Source organism: Brevibacterium ihuae (assembly GCF_900184225.1).
GTDB classification, from domain to species: Bacteria; Actinomycetota; Actinomycetes; order Actinomycetales; family Brevibacteriaceae; genus Brevibacterium; species Brevibacterium ihuae.
The window spans coordinates 1,565,170-1,583,293 of record NZ_FXWZ01000003.1; the positions used below are offsets into that span (position 1 = coordinate 1,565,170).

Consider the following 18,124-nt stretch of genomic DNA (forward strand, 5'->3'; position numbering starts at 1 on the left):
GGTCCAGTCTAGGGATGTTCGCTGGAATGGCCAGCACGTTCATCTTGACGAACACCTGACGCGCGTTCACTATAGTGAACATGAGTCCATTGAACAGGTCCGGCTGGGATGCCCGGCTCGGTCTCCCGCGAGGAGCGGTGCGGACGAACGTCTTCGTCTCGCTGCCGGTCCTCGCGATGGCGCTGTCCTACGGGGCGGTGTCCGGTGCCGCGGGGTTCGAGTGGTGGCAGACTCTCCTCCTCGCGCTGTTCGCGCTCGGCGGGGCGGCCGAGCTCACCTTCGTCGGGGTCATCGCCGCCGGCGGGTCCCCGGTCCTCGCCGTCGTCGCCGGACTGCTCGTCAACTCCCGGAGCTTCCCCTTCGGCCTCGCGGTGGGCGGGTTCTTCCCCACCGACGCGAAGGCGCTGCCGGCCGCCCACCTCGTCAACGACGAGACCACCGCGTTCGCCCGGTCGATGCCGAACGATGCGATGCGCTGGCGGGCGTTCCTCCTTATGGGCCTGACGTTCCTCGTCCTCTGGCCGGCGGGCGCCGTGGCCGGCCTCGGCCTCGGGCGCGCGGTCGATGCCGAGCTCCTCGGGCTCGACGTCGCGTTCCCCGTCATCCTCCTCTGCCTCGTGCTCAGCGACCTCCGGGTCCCGCGCACCGCGGTGGCGGTCGGCGCCGGCACCGGGATCGCCGCGCTCACCGCGCCGTTCGTCGCCGCCGGTCTCGCTCCCATGCTCGCCCTGCTCGGGCTCCTCCCCGCCGCGCTCGGCCGGAGGACGCGGCGATGACGACCGCGGGCTTCCTCCTCGCCGCCTCCGCGCTCGCGGTCGGCACCTTCCTCATCCGGATCCTCGGCGTCCGGCTCGGCGCCCTCATGCGGACCCGGGGGAGCGGGGCGTCCGGGTCCGGGAGCCCCGAGGACTCGCCCGTGCGCGTGTGGTTCGACCGTTCGGCCACCGTGCTCATCGCCGCCGTGTGCGTCACCTCGACCCTCTACGACGGGCAGGACTTCGCCGGCTGGGCGCGGGTGCTCGGCGTGGGCGCCGGGGCGCTCGCCGCGGTGTGCCGGGTCCCGCTGCTCGGCAGCGTCGGCATCGGCATGGCGGTGTGCGCGGGTGCGCGCCTCCTCGGGCTCGCCTGATCAGGCAGCCGCGCAGCCGATCCGGGGACCGCGACCGATCGAGGAGCCGCTCGGCAGGTCCGGGAGGGCTCGGCCGACCAGGGGACGCGGAGGCGGCGTTGCTAGGGTGGGGGGCATGTCAGCGCTCGCCAGCATCCAGGGCCTCGTGTTCCTCGTCCTCACCGTGGCCGCCTTCCTCGTCGAGCTCGCGGCGTTCATCGATTCGCTCCGCTATCGCAACGAGGTGTACCGGGCCGCCGACAAGCGCACGAAGACGTTCTGGACCGTGCTGCTCGGAGTCGCCGCCGCGATCGGCTTCCTCGCGATGCCGCCGCTCCAGGCGATGCCGATCTTCATCTCCCTCCTCGGCTTCGTCGCCGCCGCGGTGTACTTCACCGATGTGCGCAAGGGGCTGCGCGCGGTCGACCCGCGCTATCGCGGCCGGTGAGGCACGGAACCGCTCGGCCCGGGGTCGATTGCCCCGGCCCGGATGACGGCTGGATGGCGGCCTTCGGCACCGGCGATCCGGTCACCCTGTTCTCCCACGGCTTCTCCGGCGCGATCCGCGATACCCGGCCCTTCGCCTCGGGCATCGCCGGAACCCGGGTGCTCGTCAACCTCGGCGGACACGGCGGTCGGCCCTCTCCCGGCCCGGGGTGGACCTATGCGACGATCGCCGATCAGCTCGCGCAGGCGCTCACCGGTTCGGGGGCGCGCCGTGCCCTCGGGGTGTCGATGAGCGCCGGGGGCCTCGCCCGACTCATCACCGCAGGGCATCCCGCCGCGCTCGGGCTGGAGAAGGTCGCGTTCGTCCTCCCGGCGTCGTGGGCGGGATTCGCTCCCGAGGTCGAGCGCGCCGCAGCGGCGCATGTCGCCCTCGTGCGCGAGCACCTGACCGCCGGCGACCGCGCGGGGCTCGTCGACGCTCTGCTCGCCCGCGAGCCGGCGCCGGTGCGCGACCTCTCGCCGGCCCGGGCCTGGGTGCGGGCGAAGGTCGACGCCCTGTTCGACACCGACATGGCCGACGGACTCGGCCTCGCCCTCGAGATCGCCGTCGACAGCGCGGAGCACGCCGCCCGTGCGGCCTCCGCGTTCCCCGGCGAGGTCCTCGTCCTCACCCATGAGGACGATGCCGCTCACCCGGTCCCCGTCGCCCGCGACATCGCCGCGGCGTTCCCGCGCGCGACGCTCGAGATCCTGCCGCCCGGCAGCATCCTGTGGCGGGGGCGGAGCGAGGTCCGGCGGATCCTCACCGCGTTCTTCAACGACTAGGATCGAGAGCTGTGCGCATCGCTCTCCTCTCCCTCCACACCTCGCCCGCCGCACAGCCCGGCCAGGGCGACGCCGGGGGCATGAACGTCTACGTCCGGGCCACCGCGAACGAGCTCGCCGCCGCCGGCCACGCGGTCGAGATCTTCACCGCCGATCCGGCCGCCCCGACCTCGGGCACCGTGGAGCTCGCGCCGGGGATCCGCCTCCACCAGCTCACGACGGCCGCCCGGGACAAGAACGGGCTCAGCGAGGAGGTCGCCGATCTCGCCCGCACGATCGCGGCGCACCCGGCGTACTCCGGCACCGCGCTCATCTGGGCCCACTACTGGATCTCCGGTCTCGTCGGCCTCGCTCTCGCCGGTGGGGACCGCGCCGCGCGCGTGCCCGCTGCGGACGGCCCTGCCGATCCCGTCCTCGCGGTGTCCTTCCACACGGTCGCCGCGGTCAAGGACCGCGACACCGGCGAGGCGCGCGAGCCGGAGGAGCGCCGCCGGGCCGAGGAGCGGATCGCCGCTGGGGCCGACCTCCTCGTCGCGAACACCGGGGCGGAGGCCGAAGACCTCCGCGGCCTCCTCGGGGCGGATCCGGCACGGGTCGTCGTCGCGATGCCCGGGGTCGATCTCGCGACCTTCGCCCCCGGTCCGCAGCACGCCGCGCGCCGGGCGGTCGGCGCCGCGTCCGCCGACCTCCTCCTGCTCTACGTGGGACGCATGCAGCACGTCAAGGGCACCGACACTGCGATCGAGGCGCTCGCCGCGCTCGATCGGCTCGACCCCGTGCTCGCCGCGCGCACCCGCCTCGTCATGCTCGGTGCCGCGTCGGGGGAGGACACCGACGTCGCCGAGCTCGTGCACCGGATCGACGCGGCCCGCCTCGACGACCGCGTTCGCATGCGCCCGCCGGTCCCGGCCGCCGAGCTCGCCGACTGGTACCGGGCGGCCGACGTCGTGCTCGTCCCCTCGCGCAGCGAGTCGTTCGGCTTCGCCGCGGCCGAGGCGCAGGCGTGCGGTGCACCGGTCATCGCCTCGGCCGTGGGCGGGCTGTCCCACGTCGTCGAGGCCGGGCGCACCGGTCTGCTCGTCGCGGAGGACGACCCCCTCACCTGGGCGGAGGGCATCGAGGCCCTCTTGCTCGATCCGGCCGCACGTGCTCGGATGGGAGTCGAGGCCGCGCGGCGCGCCCAGGCGTTCGACTGGCGCACCTGCGTACGGACGGTGCTCGCTGCGGCGGACACGGCCGCGCGGCGCGGTGAGAGCGGAGGACATCATGGACGACACGACTGAGAACAGCAGCACGGGCGCGCCGGACCGGACCGGCAGGGCGGCGCCCCTGTCCCCGGAGGACGCGAGCGAGCTCGTGCTCGACTGGGCGCGGGAGCAGGACCTCGAGGCCGACCGCCTCGGCGATGCGCACGTCGCGGTGACGCTGCCCGGAGACCGGAAGCTCAAGACCACGGTCTCGGTGCGGTGCTCCCGACGCTCGATCGACCTCCAGGCCTTCGTCATCCGGCACCCGGACGAGAACCGCGAGCGGTTCCAGGCCTGGCTCCTCCACAAGAACTCGAAGCTCCGCGGACTCGCGTTCTCCACCGATCACCTCGGCGACGTCTATCTCGACGCCTCGCTGCCGGTCGAGGCGTGGAGCGCCGAGGTGCTCGACTCGCTGCTCGGGCGGTTCCTGTCCGCGGCAGACGAGTCCTTCAACGACCTGCTCGTGCTCGGATTCCTCACCTCGATGAAGAAGGAGTGGGCCTGGCGGATTTCGCGCGGGGAGTCGACGCGCAACCTCGCGGCCTTCGAATCGCTGCTGTCCGGGCCGGACAACGAGTTCCTCGACGCGGGCGGGTCCGCGGACTGAACCTCCCGCCGCAGGACTTCCCGGAGCGGACAGGATCTCCCGCCTCCGATTCTCCTCCCGCCGCGGCCGGCGGCGGAACGCGCTCATCCGGTCCCCGGAACACGGGTGCGCCCGCCCGCGGTGCCGTGGAAGAATGACACCATGACGTACAACCTCGTGCTCCTGCGCCACGGCGAGAGCGAATGGAACCAGAAGAATCTGTTCACCGGATGGGTCGATGTCCCCCTCACCGACAAGGGCCGCACCGAGGCCGCCCGCGCCGGCGAGCTGCTCATCGCCCACGAGCTGCTGCCCGAGGTGCTCCACACCTCGCGCCTCAAGCGCGCCATCCTCACCGCGAACCTCGCGCTCGAGGCCGCGGATCGCTCGTGGATCGACGCCAAGCGCTCGTGGCGGCTCAACGAGCGCCACTACGGTGCGCTCCAGGGCAAGAACAAGAAGGAGATCCGCGAGGAGTTCGGCGAGGAACAGTTCATGACCTGGCGCCGCTCCTTCGACACCCCGCCGCCGGTGCTCGACGACTCCTCAGAGTGGTCACAGGCCGGGGACCCGCGGTACGCGAATCTCGGATCCGCGATCCCGCGCACCGAGTGCCTCGCCGACGTCATCGTCCGCATGCTGCCCTACTGGTACGACGCGATCGTCCCGGACCTCCAGCTCGGCCGCACCGTGCTCGTCACCGCGCACGGCAACTCGCTGCGCGCGCTCGTCAAGCACCTCGACGGGATCTCCGACGCGGACATCCCCGGTCTCAACATCCCGACCGGCATCCCGCTCCATTACCAGCTCGACGAGTCCCTCACCCCGCTCAACCCGGGCGGCACCTACCTCGATCCCGCCGCCGCCGAGGCCGCGATCGGCCAGGTGGCGAGCCAGGGGCACTGAGCCAGGCGGCGCCGCAGCACGATGACGAGCGCCCGACCGGTCGAACCGGTCGGGCGCTCGTCATCGTGCTGCCGCGCCGGGTCAGGGGTTCCCGGTGCGGCACGTCATCAGTGGCGCGGTTCGCTGCGCTGCTCGTGGGAGGCGGCGTCGGACGCGGACAGCTCCGGCTGCCAGCTGCCGGTGAGCAGGTACTCGACGCGCTGCGAGACGTTGACGCACTGGTCGCCGAACCGCTCGTAGTAGCGCGACAGCAGGGTGACGTCAGCGATCTGCGCGGGCGTGACCTCGGAGTGGCCGAGCTCGGAGATCATCGAGAAGACGCGGAGATGGAGGTCGTCGAGCTCCTCGTCGATCGCGGTGATCGTCGGCACCGCGTCGAGTCCCGGGTTGTCGAGCAGCTCGACGAGCGACCGGCCGATTCGGTGGGCGGAGCGGCCCATGAGGGAGAAGGTGTCCGCGAACGCCGGCGGCAGGGCCGGCTTGGGGTGCCGGATCCGCACGAGCGAGGCGATGTGTCGCGCGAGGTCGCCCATCCGCTCGATCGCCACGCTCATCTTGAGCGCGGAGATGACGACCCGCAGGTCGTGGGCGACCGGGGCCTGGAGGGCGAGGATCTGGGCGGCCTGCTGATCGATGTGCCCCTGCAGGTGGTCGATCTCGGCATCGCCGTCGATGACCGCCTCGGCAAGATCGAGATCATTGGACTCGAGGGCCTGTGAGGCCTTCTCGACCGCCTCGGCCGCCCGGGTGGCCATGGTGACCAGGTCGTCGGCGAGAGCGTTGAGCTCGTTCTTGAAGACTTCGCGCATGTGAGGATGCATCCTTTCACGGAGGAGGCCGTCGAGCACGGAGCGCTCGACGGTCGGGGGGTCAGGCCCGGCAGCTGCGGTGCGGCAGCGCCGACCGCGGTGCGGATCTCTGGCAGTGTCCAACGGTGGCAGTGCAGCGTGAACCGATCCTGGACCCGAGGTGAACTTCTGCGTAAACCCTACCCCGTGACTCCGCGCTCCGACCGGTCGGACGCGGCCACCCTCTACAGTGGACACGTGGATCTTCTGGTCGTCGCCGTCCTCACCGGCATCATCGGGCTGGGTCTCGGCATCGCCGGGATCCTCGCGTTCCGGTTCTCGGAACGCAGCCGGAGCTCGGCCGACCTCCACTCCGACAACGAGCTGCCCGACGGCATCGCGGAGGTGCTCGCCGTCCTGTCGAGCGCCGCGATCGTGCTCGATGCCGGCGACGACGTCGTCAAGGCCTCTCCCGCCGCCTACACCTACGGCCTCGTGCGCGGGCACGAGCTCACCTCGGCCACGCTCCTCGCGGTCGTCCGGCGAGCGCGCGTCCGCGGACTCATCGAGGAGCTCGACTTCGAGCAGAAGCGCGGCTCCGACGCCCGGGTGGCGCGGCACCTCCACGCCCGGGTCGCGCCGCTGGGACCCTCGTTCGTCCTCGTCCTGTGCGACGACCAGACCGAGGCGAGGCGCCTCGACGCCGTGCGCCGCGACTTCGTGGCGAACGTGTCGCACGAGCTCAAGACCCCGATCGGTGCGGTCACCCTGCTCGCCGAGGCGGTCACCGACTTCGCCGACGACCCCGAGGCGGTGGGGCGCTTCGGCACCCGCATGCAGCGGGAGTCGAAGCGGCTCGCGCAGCTCGTCCAGGAGATCATCGACCTGTCGCGCGTGCAGGACCACGAGACGCCGGCGGCCACCGAGCTCATCCCGATCGGGCGGATCATCGAGGACGCCGTCGACCGGGCCTCCACGCGCGCCGACGCGAAGAACATCACCCTGCAGGTGGTGAGCGGAGGGGACTGGCACGTCGAGGGGAACTTCGAGCTGCTCGTCAACGCGGTGCGCAATCTCGTCGACAACGCGATCAGCTACTCGAACGACGGCACCCAGGTGGGGATCGGCGCGAAGCTCGACGACGGCCGCATCGCCGTGGCGGTGACCGATCAGGGCATCGGGCTGAGCACCGAGGACACCGAGCGCGTCTTCGAGCGCTTCTACCGCGTCGACCCGGCGCGCTCCCGGGTCACCGGCGGCACCGGGCTCGGTCTGAGCATCGTCAAGCACATCGTCGCGACCCACGGCGGAGACATCCGGGTGTGGAGCAAGCTCGGGCAGGGCTCGACCTTCACCATCCTGCTGCCGATCGCCGGCGTCGACGAGCCTCCCGACCTGGCCGATGCGGCCGAGCAGGGTATTTTGATCAGTACCGGAACCGACCCCGACGGCGACCCCGATCCGGTCGCGCCGTCGGCGGACACCGCGCAAAGGAGACAGACGACGTGACCCGCATTCTGCTCGTCGAGGACGAGGACTCGTTCTCCGACCCGCTGTCGTACCTGCTGGGCAAGGAGGGCTACGAGGTCGTCATCGCCGAGGACGGCCTTGAGGCGCTCGCCGAGTTCGACCGCAACGGCGCCGACCTCGTGCTGCTCGACCTCATGCTCCCCGGCGCCTCCGGGACCGAGGTGTGTCGGAACCTCCGGTCGAAGTCGAACGTGCCGATCATCATGCTCACCGCGAAGGATTCGGAGATCGACAAGGTCGTCGGGCTCGAGCTCGGGGCCGACGACTATGTCACCAAGCCGTACTCCTCGCGGGAGCTCCTCGCCCGGATCCGCGCCGTGATGCGCCGCAACGCCGAGCCCGACGCCCTCGTCGATTCGGTGCTCGAGGCCGGCGGCGTGCGGATCGACGTCGACCGCCACGTCGCTTCGGTGCGCGGCACCGACCTGTCGCTGCCGCTCAAGGAGTTCGAGCTCCTCGAGATGCTCGTCCGCAATGCCGGCCGGGTGATGACCCGCGGCCAGCTCATCGACCGGATCTGGGGGCAGGACTACGTGGGCGACACGAAGACCCTCGACGTCCACATCAAGCGCCTGCGCGCCAAGGTCGAGGTCGAGCCCTCCGACCCCAAGCTCCTCGTCACCGTGCGCGGCCTCGGGTACAAGTTCGAGGCATAGGCCGGGCCTCGAGGTCCGGTCCGGAGCCCCGGCGCCGGATCCCGCCCCGGACACGACGTCCCGGCCCGGACGCGACGAGGGCGGGCACCCGGATCGGGTGCCCGCCCTCTGTGCGTCGTGGTCCGCGCGCGCTGCGCTCGCGGATGAGCCTGTGCTCGCGGATCAGGGAGCCGCGGTCTCCTCGGCGGTGGCCCCGTCGGTGGGCTCGGCGCCCTCGGTGGGCTGTTCGGTCGCGCCCTCCGTGGCCTCTCCGCTCGCTCCGCCGGTGGGCGCGAGGTCCTGGTACTCGGGAAGATCCGTGCCGAGCACCTGGGCGCGGACGGTCTCGCTCTGGCCGTTGACGGTGACCTCGACGTCGACGAGGGATCCGGGCTGGCCGTCGAAGCCGCTCACGGTGACCGGCTCGCTCTCGCTCTCCGGGTTCTCCGGGTTCTGGACGACGGACTCGCCGGCCGGGATGGTCTCGCTGACCTGGGCGTCGCCCACGGAGATCTCGACGTCTGCGGAGTCCGCGGAGTTGTTGACGATGGTGTAGAAGAGGGTGCCCTGCTCGCCGTCCTCGGACACGATCATCAGACCGCGGACCGCGACGTCCTCGATGTCCGCCCAGGCTCCGTCTCCGCCGTTGTACTGGTATTCGGCTGTCTGCTGTGCGGAGAGGAGGGCTGCGCAGCCGCTCATCGGGATGACGAGCGCCGCGGCTGCTGCGGTGAGGGCGACACGGGTAAGCCGTTTCACGGTTCAAGCTCCTTGAAGTGGCAAGACAGGATCATTCTGTATAGTACCCGGTTTTCGATCCTCCGTAGAACGCTGTCCGCCACGGGATCTCCCGAGGTGGGGCGCACTGCGCGCGCGGCCGTGAGCGGCGTCGGGAGAGCTCCGGGAGAGTGGCCGTCGGGTACCGCCCGGGGAGCAGCCGTCGGGTGCTGCCGGGAGAGCACCGGGGGAGCTCGGAGCGGGCGGACGGGTGGCCCGGGGGATCATCCGCGAGTGCTCGGGGGCGCCCGGAGCGGGGCCGGCGGGTGCTGCCCGTCGTGTCCGCAGGCCTCTCACCAGTGTTAACGGCAGATGAATTGGCGCACGTTACCACAGGCGAATACGAATCTGAGAGATCTCTGTGGTGCATGTCATGGTAAACTGGAGGTCCGCGAAAGGGGTTCAGGAGAATATGAATTTTCAGGTCGGCGATACCGTTGTCTATCCTCATCACGGAGCAGCGACGGTCCAGGAAATCAAGACGCGTGCGATCAAGGGTGTGGAGAAGCTCTATCTCAAGCTGCAGGTGTCGCACGGCGATCTGACCATCGAGGTGCCGGCCGAGAACTGTGATCTCGTGGGCGTGCGCGACGTCGTCGGCGAAGAGGGCCTCGAGAAGGTCTTCAACGTCCTCCGTGCAGAGATCTCCGAGGAACCCACGAACTGGTCCCGCCGCTACAAGGCGAATCTCGAGAAGTTCCAGTCCGGCGACGTCATCAAGGTCGCCGAGGTCGTCCGCGACCTCTGGCGCCGCGAGCAGGACCGCGGACTCTCCACCGGTGAGAAGCGGATGCTCGCCAAGGCCCGCCAGGTGCTCGTGTCCGAGCTCGCACTGGCGGAGAAGAAGGAGGAGGAAGAGGCCGAAGCCCTCCTCGACGAGGTCCTCGCGTCCTGAACGTCTGCGTCGTCATCCCGGCCGCCGGGTCGGGGACCCGGCTCGACTCCGACCGCCCCAAGGCGTTCGTCGAACTCGCCGGGATGACGCTCCTCGAGCACTGCGTGCTCGGCACCCTCGCCTCGGGTGCGGCCACGGAGATCGTGGTCGCCGTGCCCGAGGCGCTCGTGCGTCCGGCGCAGGACCTCCTCGCCGCGCTCCTCGCCTCCGCCGACCTCGGTCCCGGGGCGGGCACTGCGGTGCGCGTCGTCGCCGGGGGAGCCGACCGCATCGCTTCGGTCGACCGGGCGCTCGCGGCCGCCGACTCCCCGGATCTCGTGCTCGTCCACGACGCCGCCCGCTGTCTCACCCCGCCCGCGGTGTTCACCCGGGTCGTCGGTGCGCTGCGGGCCGGTGCCCCGGCGGTGGTGCCCGTGCTCCCGATGACCGACACGGTCAAGCGCGCGACCGGGACCGGTCCGACCGGCGGGGAGGCGCTCGTGAGCGATCTCGACCGAGCCGCCCTGCGCAGGGTGCAGACCCCGCAGGGATTCGACGCCGCAGTGCTCCGCGAGGCCCACGCGCACCAGCGCTCCGATCCTCACCCGGCGGCCACGGACGACGCCCAGCTCGTCGAGCGGCTCGGTCATCCGGTCGAGGCCGTCGCCGGCGACGAGCGGGCGCTCAAGATCACCTACCCGATCGATCTCCGCATCGCGCGGATCCATCTCGAGGAGTCCCCTGCATGAGTGAGCCGAGCCTGCCGCAGATCGGCATCGGCGTCGATGTCCACGCCGTCTCCGCGGATCCGGATCGCCCGATGTGGCTCGCGGGTCTCCACTGGGAAGGGGTGCCAGGGCTCGAGGGCCATTCAGATTCGGACGCGGTCGCCCATGCGTGCTGCGATGCGCTGTTCTCCGCGGCCGGGATCGGCGACCTCGGCGCGCACTTCGGCACCGACCGCCCGGAGCTCGCAGGCGCCTCGGGGGCGGAGCTCCTCGCCGAGGCCGCCCGGCTTGTGCGGGCGGCGGGCTTCGAGATCGGGAACATCGCGGTCCAGGCGGTGTGCACCCGGCCCAAGATCGGCACCCGCCGTGCGGAGGCGCAGGCGGTGCTCGGGGCTGCCGCCGGGGCACCGGTCATGGTGTCCGGGACGACGACGGACGGGCTCGGGCTCACCGGTCGGGGCGAAGGGGTCGCGGCGATCGCGACCGCACTCGTCCTGCGGGTCTGAGCGGAGCCGGGACCCCGTTCAGATCCGTGCGGCGGCGTCGTCGGTGATCCAGCCGATCGCGTGCTCACCATCGGGGAAGAGCAGGCGCGCAGGCGCGGCGCCGAACTCGTCATAGGGGGCGTACACGGCGAGGCGGGCGCTCGTCCCGGCGACGAGCGCGGTCTCCGAGCGCTCTCCGGTCCCGGTTGCGGGGGCGGGTCCGCGCAGCTCGACATCCCGGCCGTCCGCGCCGCGCAGCAGCAGTGCGCCGGGCCCGCGGAGGCCGCGCACCTCGACCGTCCGCTCCTCCTGCGGCGGCAGGTTCTTCCGCAGGCGCTGGAGCGGCCGGATGCGCTGGAGTCCCATCCGACTGAGGACGACCCCGCCGACCGCGATGACCGCGGACAGCGAGAGGGCGATGAGCGTCGACCCGCCGGTGAGGCCGGCGACGAGGACGGAAGCGGCGAGCGAGGCCGCGACGACGAGGAGCGCGATGCCGTAGAACAGGTTCCACCCGGGCTGATTGACCTGGGCGGTGACCCACATCTCCTCGTGCCGGCCCAGGGTGTACTCGGGCGCTGCCGGGTCGTGGGTGCGGGGCATGGGATCGATCCTCTGCGGGTGGGGTGCGTCGGTTCCTGTACAACGCCGTTCTGGGACGGAAGATTCCCGTGCTGCGAGCCGCAGACGCGGCGCGGCCGCACCGGATCGCTCCGGTGCGGCCGCGGTGTCAGGGTCGCGCGATGGGCGGGTCAGCTCGGACGGTGGGCCTCGGCCGCCTCGGTGAAGACGCGCTCGCCGAGCGGGCGGAAGTCGACGCCGCCGGTCTCGTACCACTGGTCGAAGTCGGTGAGCTCGCCGTCGTCCGTGTAGCCGAGATCCTCGACGATGCCGGTCCACTTCTCCGCCGACGCCTCCATCTGCTCGCGGATGTCCTCGGGCAGGCGGCCCTCCGCGATGAGGTCGTCGACGAGCTGCTCCTGGACGTCCGACATCACCTTTTCGGTCTCCGGATCCATCTCGGAGAATTCGCCGCCGTTCTCCGTGGCGTCGATGACCGCCTGGTACTGCGCATCGAGGGTGTTCTGGATGATGCCGTGGAAATGGTCGACTTCGCCGTCGAAGAGGATCTGCTGGTAGGCGAGCGGCAGCTCCTGGAACGCCGAACCCGCGACATGAGCCGCCGTCGCGGAACCGGTCATCCGGGAGTCGGCGAAATGGGCCACATGCGGAGCGACCTCGAGGAGGCCGGTCGAGCCGGCGACCTGCGGCTGGACGAAGGTGCAGTCGACGGTGCCGCGCTGGAGCGCCTCGAAGGTCTCGCCGTACTCCATGGACACCGGGCTCGCATTCAGCGCCTCGGTGATCGCGGTGTGGGCTGTGCCGGCGATCCGCATCTGGCGGCCGTTCCAGTCGTCGGTCGTCGTCCCCGGTTCGCGGCATGCGGTCCAGTAGTCCCCGGAATTCATGAGCGGTGAGAGCGGGGTGAGGCCCTTCTCCTCGAAGGACTCGAGGTGCTCTGCGGTGTTCCAGCCGTGCTCGGCCATCATCGCCGTCGAGATCGCCTCGCCGGTGAGGGGTGCGGGAGTCGAGTACTGGGTGATCTTGCTGAAGGCGTCGACCGTGGGGAACTCCTCGGGGAAGTAGATCGCCGCATGGAAGGCGAGATCGACCCGGCCGTCGACGAGGCGTCCTCGAGCTCGGGGTAGCCGGCGATCGTCTGGCCCCACACCATCTCGAGGGTGTCTTCCCGCCCGAATGCTCCTCGACGTACTCCTTGAAGGCGAGACCGCTCGCCGCCGTGAGCGATTCCTGTGAGGAACCGCCCGGCTGATAGGTGAGCGTCACCGGGTCGAGGTCGGCGATCGCGGCGTCGACGTCCTCCTGGGAGGCGCCGTACTCGAAGCCCTCGCCCCCGCCCTGACCACCGCCGCCCCCGTCGCCGGCGGATCCGGCGCAGCCGCCGAGCAGCGCGAGCGAGGCGCCGGCTGCGAGGACGGACGCGGCGAGTCAGTTCTTTGTCAACATGGTCGTCATCTGCGGACCTGCTTCTCTCGGTCCCGAGGGTGCGGCTCGGGGAGGGGGACCCTGCGCGGGTGCGCACGTCGTCGTGCGTTGAAGAGAGCTTAGCGAAGGATCGTTCGGTATTGAATACCGGGTCTGTTGAATGAGACGCCGCACTGCACAGGCACCCTCGCGCCCCATCCGCAGCGGCTCTCGCGCCCAGCCCGATGTGGCTGTCGCCCTTGCGCTCCGCCCGCACTCGACGGCGCCCGGAGGCCTTCGCCTCCGGGCGTCATCGACTGGCCAGCTCACCGGTTCGTTCCCGGCGAGTGCCGCGGGCTCATTCCCGCGAACTCACCGAGGCTCACTCCCCGCGGTCGATCCACTCCTGGAGGTGCGGCTTCTCGTCGCCGATCCGGGTCGCATCGCCGTGCCCGGTGAGGACCACCGTCTCCTCCGGGAGGGCGAAGAGCTTCGAACTGATCGACTCGATGATCGTGTCGAAGCTCGAGTACGAGCGCCCGGTGGCACCGGGCCCGCCCTGGAACAGGGTGTCCCCGGAGATCAGCACCGGCGCCTCGGCCGCGTCGCTCTCGGACACCCCCGGCAGCCCTGCGACCGACAGTCCGGACCGGGCGAAGAAGCACGTCGAGCCCGGTGAGTGGCCCGGGGTGTGGATCGCCCGGAGCGTGACGCCCGCGACCGTGAGCTCCTGGCCGTCGGCCAGCGGCGCGTCCGGCTCGGAATCCGGGTACACCATGTCCCACAGCACCCGGTCCTCGGGGTTGAGGAGCACGGGCGGGCCGCCGAGCGCATCCTGGGTGTCCCGGACCGCCCGGATGTGGTCGTCGTGCCCGTGGGTGAGGACGATCGCCTGCACCGTGCGGCCGGCGACCGCCTCGACGACGGCCTCGGGGGAGTGGGCGGGATCGAACACGATGACCTCGCGGTCGTCGCCGACGATCCAGACGTTGTTGTCGACCTCCCAGGTCCCGCCGTCGAGCGAGAACGTCCCGGAGGTCACCACGTGATCGATGCGTGCGCTCATCGGAACTCCACCACCGATCGCAGGACCTCGCCGCGGCCCATCTTGGCGAACGCGTCCTCGACCCCGTCGATCGTGATGCGCTCGGTGACGAACTTCTCGAGCGGCAGGCGCCCCTGGGTGTAGAGGTCGACGAGCATGGGGAAGTCGCGGTCGGGCAGGCAGTCGCCGTACCACGAGGACTTGAGCGAACCGCCCCGGCCGAACACGTCGAGCAGCGGCACACTGAGCTCCATCTCCGGCGTGGGGACGCCGACGAGTACGACCGTGCCGGCGAGGTCCCGGGCGTAGAACGCCTGGCGCCACGTCTCCGGGCGCCCCACCGCGTCGATGACGACATCCGCGCCGAACCCACCGGTGAGCTCCTGCACGGCCGCCACCACGCCGTCCTCGTCGAGGTCCTTCGACACGATCGTGTGGGTCGCGCCGAGGTCCTGCGCCGCGGCGAGCTTCTTCTCGTCGAAGTCGATCGCGATGATCGGCGAGGCGCCGGCGAGGTGGGAACCGGCGATCGCGGCATTGCCCACGCCGCCGCAGCCGATGACCGCCACGGACTTCCCGCGGGTCACCTGACCGGTGTTGATCGCGGCGCCGATGCCGGCCATGACTCCGCAGCCGAGCAGACCGACGACGGCCGGATCGGACTCGTCGACCTTCGTGCACTGGCCGGCCGCCACGAGCGTCTTCTCCGCGAAGGAGCCGATGCCGAGCGCCGCCTCGAGCTCGGTGCCGTCGGTGAGCGTCATCTTCTGGGTCGCATTGTGGGTGTCGAAGCAGTACCAGGGCTCGCCGCGGCGGCAGGCGCGGCAGTCGCCGCAGATCGCGCGCCAGTTGAGGACGACGAAGTCGCCCACCTCGACCGAATCGACGCCCTCACCCACCTCGGCGACGACGCCGGCGGACTCGTGGCCGAGGAGGAACGGGTAGTCGTCGCTGATCCCGCCCTCGCGGTAGTGGAGGTCGGTGTGGCAGACGCCGCAGGACTTGACGTCGACGACGACCTCGCCGGGTCCGGGATCGGGGATGACGATGTCGGTGACCTCGACCGGCTCCCCCTTCGCCTTCGCGACGACTCCCTTGACTGTGGTGGGCATGGGGCCTCCCGTTCACGCGCGCATGCGCGGTCGATGATGTGTCTGTCGCCAGTCTAGGGGCCGTGGGAGGGGCGCGGAAGGTGCGGAGCCGAGGCGCACTGGTGAGGGGGCGCGGAAGGTGCGGTGACCGCCGGACGGGAGTGGGCGCCACGACGGCGAGGAGGGCAACGTGTCAACAGATGTTGACGAACGACAGCTGTCAACATATATTGACAGCATGGCAGATCGAACGCTCACCGCCGTCGCCGGCGACACCGCGGACCCGATCCGGGGTCTGCGGGCGGTCGCTGAGCTGCGGACCCTCACCGACTCCCTCGAGCTCGCGCAGGTCGAGTCCGCCCTCGGGCAGGGCATGACCTGGCAGCAGATCGCCGATGCGCTCGGCGTGTCCAAGCAGGCGGTTCACCGCAAGTACCGTTCGCGGGTCGCCCCCGCACTCCTCAGACGATCCGGAGGCAAGAGATGAACTCCTTCAACCGTGCGATGTCCATCAGCGGCGCGGCCTGGTTCGAGACCATGCGCGAGCACCGTGCCGAGCTCGACATCGAGCATCTGCTCCTCGGCCTCCTCGGCGCCGGCGGCGGACCGGCCCAGACCCTCGCCGCGCACGGCGTCACCCTCGCGCGTGCCCGTCGGGCGGTGACCGCGGTGAGGGCCGAGCGTCTGGGCGACATCGGCATCGACCCCACCACTGTGCCCGTCCGCGACGTCCGCGACATGGCGGGGCTCACCGCCCGCGAGGTGGGGGACCTGCCGATGTCCCGAGCGGCCCGGGAGGTGCTGTCCCAGGGTCCCGGCTGGAACCCGTTCTCCTTCGGGGAGCGCCGCCGACGGCGACGCCTCCGGGGCGCCGACTTCGAGACCGGGATCCTCCGCGATCTCCTCGCCGAGCCCTCCGGCCGGATCGCTGCGATCATCGAACACTGCGGGGCATCGGTCGCAGCACTCCGGGCCGATGCGACGGGCGGACCCGTGAGCGGGACCGGGCGCGGCGTTCGTCGCGCGTCCCCCGCGGTCCCGCGTCCGGCGCGGGTGCTGCCTGGGTGTTGGCCCGGCGGCGAACCCGCCGCGGCGATCGCGCAGAGCCACTTCGTGTCCGCCGACCCCTCGCGCGTCCGGGCCGTTCTCGAGGACCCCGAGCAGATCCGGCGGATCGTCGGCGGCGGAGGCGTCTTCCGCGTCGACCGGCAGCCCGACCCGCTGGGGGCCATCGCCTGGAGGGTGGTCTTCAGCGGCGAGGAGGTCGACGGAAAGGTCCCCGGTCCGGCCGATCAGGTCACCGGCTACGAGCGCTTCGAGCTCATGCCGGTCCCCGGCGGGACGGTCGTGCTCTACGAGACCGCGCGGCGCACCTACGGCCGCACCGCGCGGCTGTGGGCGCTCGTCGCCCGGTACAGCCTCCGCTTCGCGCCCCGGCACCGGCTCCTGCTCCTGTCCGACGCCTGCGCGCGCGGCGAGGACGAGTAGTCGTGCGCGCGGTGCGGGCCGGCGCCGGGCCCCGGCATGTGCCTCGGGCCCGGACCGCCCGCAGGGACCTGTCCGCGGTTCTCGCTAGACTCTGACCGTGACCATTCAGCTGTACAACACCGCGACCCGCACCCTCGAACCCTTCCGCCCGGTGGCCGAGGGCCGGGCCGGGATCTACGTGTGCGGAGCCACGGTGCAGGGCGCGCCCCATATCGGGCACATGCGGTCGGCCGTGGTGTTCGACCAGCTGCGCCGCTGGCTCGGGTACCGCGGGTACGACGTCACCCTCGTCCGCAACGTCACCGACATCGACGACAAGATCCTCAGCAAGTCGGTCGACGAGGGCCGGACGTGGTGGGCGCACGCCTACCACTACGAGCAGTCCTTCACCGAGGCCTACGACCGGATGGGTGTGCTCCGGCCCACCTACGAGCCCCGGGCCACCGGCCACATCACCGAGATGATCGAGCTCATCTCCCGCCTCCTCGACGCGGGCTTCGCCTACGAGGCGCTCGACGGCTCCGGCGACGTGTACTTCGCCGCGGGCAGCTGGCCGGAGTACGGCGGGCTCACCAACCAGCGGCTCGAGGACATGGCCGACGCCGCCGACGCCCCGCTGCGCGGGAAGCGCGACCCCCGCGACTTCGCGCTGTGGAAGGCCCACAAGTCCGAGGACCCGGACACCGCCTCGTGGCCGACCCCGTGGGGCCGCGGCCGGCCGGGCTGGCACATCGAGTGCTCGGCGATGTCGACGAAGTACCTCGGCGCCGAGTTCGACATCCACGGCGGCGGCCTCGACCTCCGGTTCCCGCATCATGAGAACGAGAAGGCGCAGTCCCAGGCGGCCGGCGACGCCTTCGCCCGGGTGTGGATGCACTCCGGGCTGCTCAACGTCGGCGGGGACAAGATGTCGAAGTCGCTCGGCAACTCGATCTTCGCCCACGAGCTGTTCGACCGCTTCCCGGCGATCACCGTGCGCTACTTCCTCTCCACCGCCCACTACCGCTCGGTGCTCGAGTTCTCCGAGCAGCTCGTCGGCCAGCAGGGGGCGGCGCTCGACCGCTTCGCGAACTTCCTCATCCGCGCCCGCCAGGCGCTCGGGGATGCGGCGCCCTCGGTGCCGGACGCCCGCCGCGGCTATGCCGAGCGGACGGTCGACGTGCCCGCCGCCTTCGCCTCGGCGATGGACGACGACCTCGCGATCCCGCGCGCCCTCGCCGTCGCCTTCGAACGGGTGAGCGAGGGGTATCGGCTCCTCGACGCGGCGGGATCCGCGCCGTCCGAATCGGATTCGGTCGCGCTCGTGCGCCTCGTCGCGGAGATCGAGCTCATGCTCGACATCCTCGGGGTCAACCCGACGGCCGCGAACTGGGCGGGCGCTGCGGGCGGAGACGACTCCGCGAACCGTGCGCTCGACGCCCTCGTCTCCGAGCTCGCCGCCGAAAGGCTCGCGGCCAAGGGGGAGAAGGACTACGCTCGGGCGGATGCGATCCGCGATCGTCTGAGTGCTGCGGGCATCGCGATCGAGGACACCCCGGGCGGCTTCCGCTGGTCGCTGGCGGACTGACCCCAGAC

21 protein-coding genes are annotated in these 18,124 nt (G+C 71.3%); 15 read left to right on the forward strand and 6 right to left on the reverse strand.

Going from position 1 to position 18,124, the window contains the following annotated elements; all coding sequences use genetic code 11:
• Positions 1–80 precede the first annotated feature (80 nt).
• From C1A17_RS12320 to C1A17_RS12350, 7 genes are all read left to right on the forward strand, one after another.
• Positions 81–776: an AzlC family ABC transporter permease gene (locus C1A17_RS12320; RefSeq protein WP_101653248.1), complete on the forward strand. Its 696-nt coding sequence runs from the start codon at positions 81–83 to the stop codon at positions 774–776.
• On the forward strand, positions 773–1,129 hold the full coding sequence (locus tag C1A17_RS12325; protein ID WP_101653249.1) for an AzlD domain-containing protein: 357 nt from the start codon (positions 773–775) through the stop codon (positions 1,127–1,129). The genes C1A17_RS12320 and C1A17_RS12325 overlap by 4 nt, the downstream gene beginning before the upstream one ends.
• A 115-nt stretch (positions 1,130–1,244) precedes the next feature.
• Positions 1,245–1,556, forward strand: a complete 312-nt coding sequence (locus C1A17_RS12330; protein ID WP_101653250.1) for a DUF2516 family protein — start codon at positions 1,245–1,247, stop codon at positions 1,554–1,556.
• A gap of 53 nt (positions 1,557–1,609) precedes the next feature.
• Positions 1,610–2,380, forward strand: coding sequence for an alpha/beta fold hydrolase (locus C1A17_RS12335; RefSeq protein WP_101653251.1), 771 nt, complete (start codon positions 1,610–1,612; stop codon positions 2,378–2,380).
• 11 nt (positions 2,381–2,391) lie between these two features.
• A complete protein-coding gene (locus C1A17_RS12340; RefSeq protein WP_101653252.1) occupies positions 2,392–3,663 on the forward strand; it encodes a glycosyltransferase in 1,272 nt (423 codons plus the stop codon).
• Positions 3,647–4,237: a YbjN domain-containing protein gene (locus C1A17_RS12345; RefSeq protein ID WP_101653253.1), complete on the forward strand. Its 591-nt coding sequence runs from the start codon at positions 3,647–3,649 to the stop codon at positions 4,235–4,237. Before C1A17_RS12340 ends, C1A17_RS12345 begins: the two co-directional genes overlap by 17 nt.
• A 141-nt stretch (positions 4,238–4,378) precedes the next feature.
• Positions 4,379–5,122 carry a phosphoglyceromutase gene (locus tag C1A17_RS12350; protein ID WP_101653254.1) on the forward strand — a complete coding sequence of 248 codons (744 nt, stop codon included), beginning with the start codon at positions 4,379–4,381 and terminating at the stop codon, positions 5,120–5,122.
• 107 nt (positions 5,123–5,229) lie between these two features.
• Here the strand turns inward: C1A17_RS12350 and phoU are convergent, their stop codons facing one another.
• Positions 5,230–5,931, reverse strand: a complete 702-nt coding sequence (gene phoU, locus C1A17_RS12355; protein ID WP_101653255.1) for a phosphate signaling complex protein PhoU — start codon at positions 5,929–5,931, stop codon at positions 5,230–5,232.
• Between the two features lie 237 nt (positions 5,932–6,168).
• Here phoU and C1A17_RS12360 point away from each other — a divergent pair, with 237 nt between their 5' ends.
• Positions 6,169–7,419 carry a sensor histidine kinase gene (locus C1A17_RS12360; RefSeq protein ID WP_101653256.1) on the forward strand — a complete coding sequence of 417 codons (1,251 nt, stop codon included), beginning with the start codon at positions 6,169–6,171 and terminating at the stop codon, positions 7,417–7,419.
• Positions 7,416–8,096, forward strand: coding sequence for a response regulator transcription factor (locus C1A17_RS12365; RefSeq protein ID WP_101653257.1), 681 nt, complete (start codon positions 7,416–7,418; stop codon positions 8,094–8,096). Before C1A17_RS12360 ends, C1A17_RS12365 begins: the two co-directional genes overlap by 4 nt.
• 162 nt (positions 8,097–8,258) lie before the next feature.
• On the opposite strand, the gene C1A17_RS12370 is transcribed toward C1A17_RS12365, so the two are convergent.
• Complete coding sequence (locus C1A17_RS12370; RefSeq protein WP_101653258.1) at positions 8,259–8,834, reverse strand: hypothetical protein; 576 nt, start codon at positions 8,832–8,834, stop codon at positions 8,259–8,261.
• Between the two features lie 430 nt (positions 8,835–9,264).
• On the opposite strand from C1A17_RS12370, the gene C1A17_RS12375 reads away from it, so the two are divergent.
• Genes C1A17_RS12375 through ispF form a run of 3 tightly spaced genes read left to right on the forward strand, consistent with a single transcriptional unit; the run spans position 9,265 to position 10,960 of the window.
• The gene (locus C1A17_RS12375) at positions 9,265–9,747 is read left to right on the forward strand and encodes a CarD family transcriptional regulator (RefSeq protein WP_101653259.1); all 483 of its coding nucleotides are present in this window, start codon (positions 9,265–9,267) and stop codon (positions 9,745–9,747) included.
• 14 nt (positions 9,748–9,761) lie between these two features.
• Positions 9,762–10,475 carry a 2-C-methyl-D-erythritol 4-phosphate cytidylyltransferase gene (ispD, locus tag C1A17_RS12380; RefSeq protein WP_219618303.1) on the forward strand — a complete coding sequence of 238 codons (714 nt, stop codon included), beginning with the start codon at positions 9,762–9,764 and terminating at the stop codon, positions 10,473–10,475.
• Positions 10,472–10,960: a 2-C-methyl-D-erythritol 2,4-cyclodiphosphate synthase gene (gene ispF / locus C1A17_RS12385; protein WP_101653261.1), complete on the forward strand. Its 489-nt coding sequence runs from the start codon at positions 10,472–10,474 to the stop codon at positions 10,958–10,960. Before ispD ends, ispF begins: the two co-directional genes overlap by 4 nt.
• An 18-nt stretch (positions 10,961–10,978) precedes the next feature.
• Here the strand turns inward: ispF and C1A17_RS12390 are convergent, their stop codons facing one another.
• From C1A17_RS12390 to C1A17_RS12405, 4 genes are all read right to left on the reverse strand, one after another.
• Positions 10,979–11,542: a hypothetical protein gene (locus C1A17_RS12390; RefSeq protein ID WP_101653262.1), complete on the reverse strand. Its 564-nt coding sequence runs from the start codon at positions 11,540–11,542 to the stop codon at positions 10,979–10,981.
• Positions 11,543–11,691: 149 nt separating this feature from the next.
• Complete coding sequence (dctP, locus tag C1A17_RS12395) at positions 11,692–12,669, reverse strand: TRAP transporter substrate-binding protein DctP (protein WP_101653263.1); 978 nt, start codon at positions 12,667–12,669, stop codon at positions 11,692–11,694.
• A gap of 638 nt (positions 12,670–13,307) precedes the next feature.
• The gene (locus C1A17_RS12400; RefSeq protein WP_101653264.1) at positions 13,308–13,991 is read right to left on the reverse strand and encodes an MBL fold metallo-hydrolase; all 684 of its coding nucleotides are present in this window, start codon (positions 13,989–13,991) and stop codon (positions 13,308–13,310) included.
• Complete coding sequence (locus tag C1A17_RS12405) at positions 13,988–15,082, reverse strand: S-(hydroxymethyl)mycothiol dehydrogenase (protein ID WP_101653265.1); 1,095 nt, start codon at positions 15,080–15,082, stop codon at positions 13,988–13,990. The genes C1A17_RS12400 and C1A17_RS12405 overlap by 4 nt, the downstream gene beginning before the upstream one ends.
• A 217-nt stretch (positions 15,083–15,299) precedes the next feature.
• Between C1A17_RS12405 and C1A17_RS12410 the strand changes: the two genes are divergently transcribed.
• The 3 genes from C1A17_RS12410 to cysS all read left to right on the forward strand — a co-directional run bounded on the left by C1A17_RS12410 (position 15,300) and on the right by cysS (position 18,116).
• Entirely contained in the window at positions 15,300–15,548 is a 249-nt protein-coding gene (locus tag C1A17_RS12410) for a hypothetical protein (protein WP_101653266.1), read from the forward strand.
• Positions 15,545–16,549: a Clp protease N-terminal domain-containing protein gene (locus C1A17_RS12415; protein WP_101653267.1), complete on the forward strand. Its 1,005-nt coding sequence runs from the start codon at positions 15,545–15,547 to the stop codon at positions 16,547–16,549. The genes C1A17_RS12410 and C1A17_RS12415 overlap by 4 nt, the downstream gene beginning before the upstream one ends.
• Positions 16,550–16,646: 97 nt before the next feature.
• Positions 16,647–18,116 carry a cysteine--tRNA ligase gene (gene cysS, locus C1A17_RS12420; protein WP_101653268.1) on the forward strand — a complete coding sequence of 490 codons (1,470 nt, stop codon included), beginning with the start codon at positions 16,647–16,649 and terminating at the stop codon, positions 18,114–18,116.
• The last annotated feature ends 8 nt before the right edge of the window (positions 18,117–18,124 follow it).

Bases quoted from the DNA above. Each gene is read 5' to 3' on its own strand.
- C1A17_RS12320 (WP_101653248.1), top strand. From the start codon at position 81: ATGAGTCCATTGAACAGGTCCGGCTGGGATGCCCGGCTCGGTCTCCCG.
- C1A17_RS12325 (WP_101653249.1), top strand. From the start codon at position 773: ATGACGACCGCGGGCTTCCTCCTCGCCGCCTCCGCGCTCGCGGTCGGC.
- C1A17_RS12330 (WP_101653250.1), top strand. From the start codon at position 1,245: ATGTCAGCGCTCGCCAGCATCCAGGGCCTCGTGTTCCTCGTCCTCACC.
- C1A17_RS12335 (WP_101653251.1), top strand. From the start codon at position 1,610: ATGGCGGCCTTCGGCACCGGCGATCCGGTCACCCTGTTCTCCCACGGC.
- C1A17_RS12345 (WP_101653253.1), top strand. From the start codon at position 3,647: ATGGACGACACGACTGAGAACAGCAGCACGGGCGCGCCGGACCGGACC.
- C1A17_RS12350 (WP_101653254.1), top strand. From the start codon at position 4,379: ATGACGTACAACCTCGTGCTCCTGCGCCACGGCGAGAGCGAATGGAAC.
- phoU (WP_101653255.1), bottom strand. From the start codon at position 5,931: ATGCGCGAAGTCTTCAAGAACGAGCTCAACGCTCTCGCCGACGACCTG.
- C1A17_RS12375 (WP_101653259.1), top strand. From the start codon at position 9,265: ATGAATTTTCAGGTCGGCGATACCGTTGTCTATCCTCATCACGGAGCA.
- ispF (WP_101653261.1), top strand. From the start codon at position 10,472: ATGAGTGAGCCGAGCCTGCCGCAGATCGGCATCGGCGTCGATGTCCAC.
- C1A17_RS12390 (WP_101653262.1), bottom strand. From the start codon at position 11,542: ATGCCCCGCACCCACGACCCGGCAGCGCCCGAGTACACCCTGGGCCGG.
- C1A17_RS12400 (WP_101653264.1), bottom strand. From the start codon at position 13,991: ATGAGCGCACGCATCGATCACGTGGTGACCTCCGGGACGTTCTCGCTC.
- C1A17_RS12405 (WP_101653265.1), bottom strand. From the start codon at position 15,082: ATGCCCACCACAGTCAAGGGAGTCGTCGCGAAGGCGAAGGGGGAGCCG.
- C1A17_RS12410 (WP_101653266.1), top strand. From the start codon at position 15,300: ATGGCAGATCGAACGCTCACCGCCGTCGCCGGCGACACCGCGGACCCG.
- C1A17_RS12415 (WP_101653267.1), top strand. From the start codon at position 15,545: ATGAACTCCTTCAACCGTGCGATGTCCATCAGCGGCGCGGCCTGGTTC.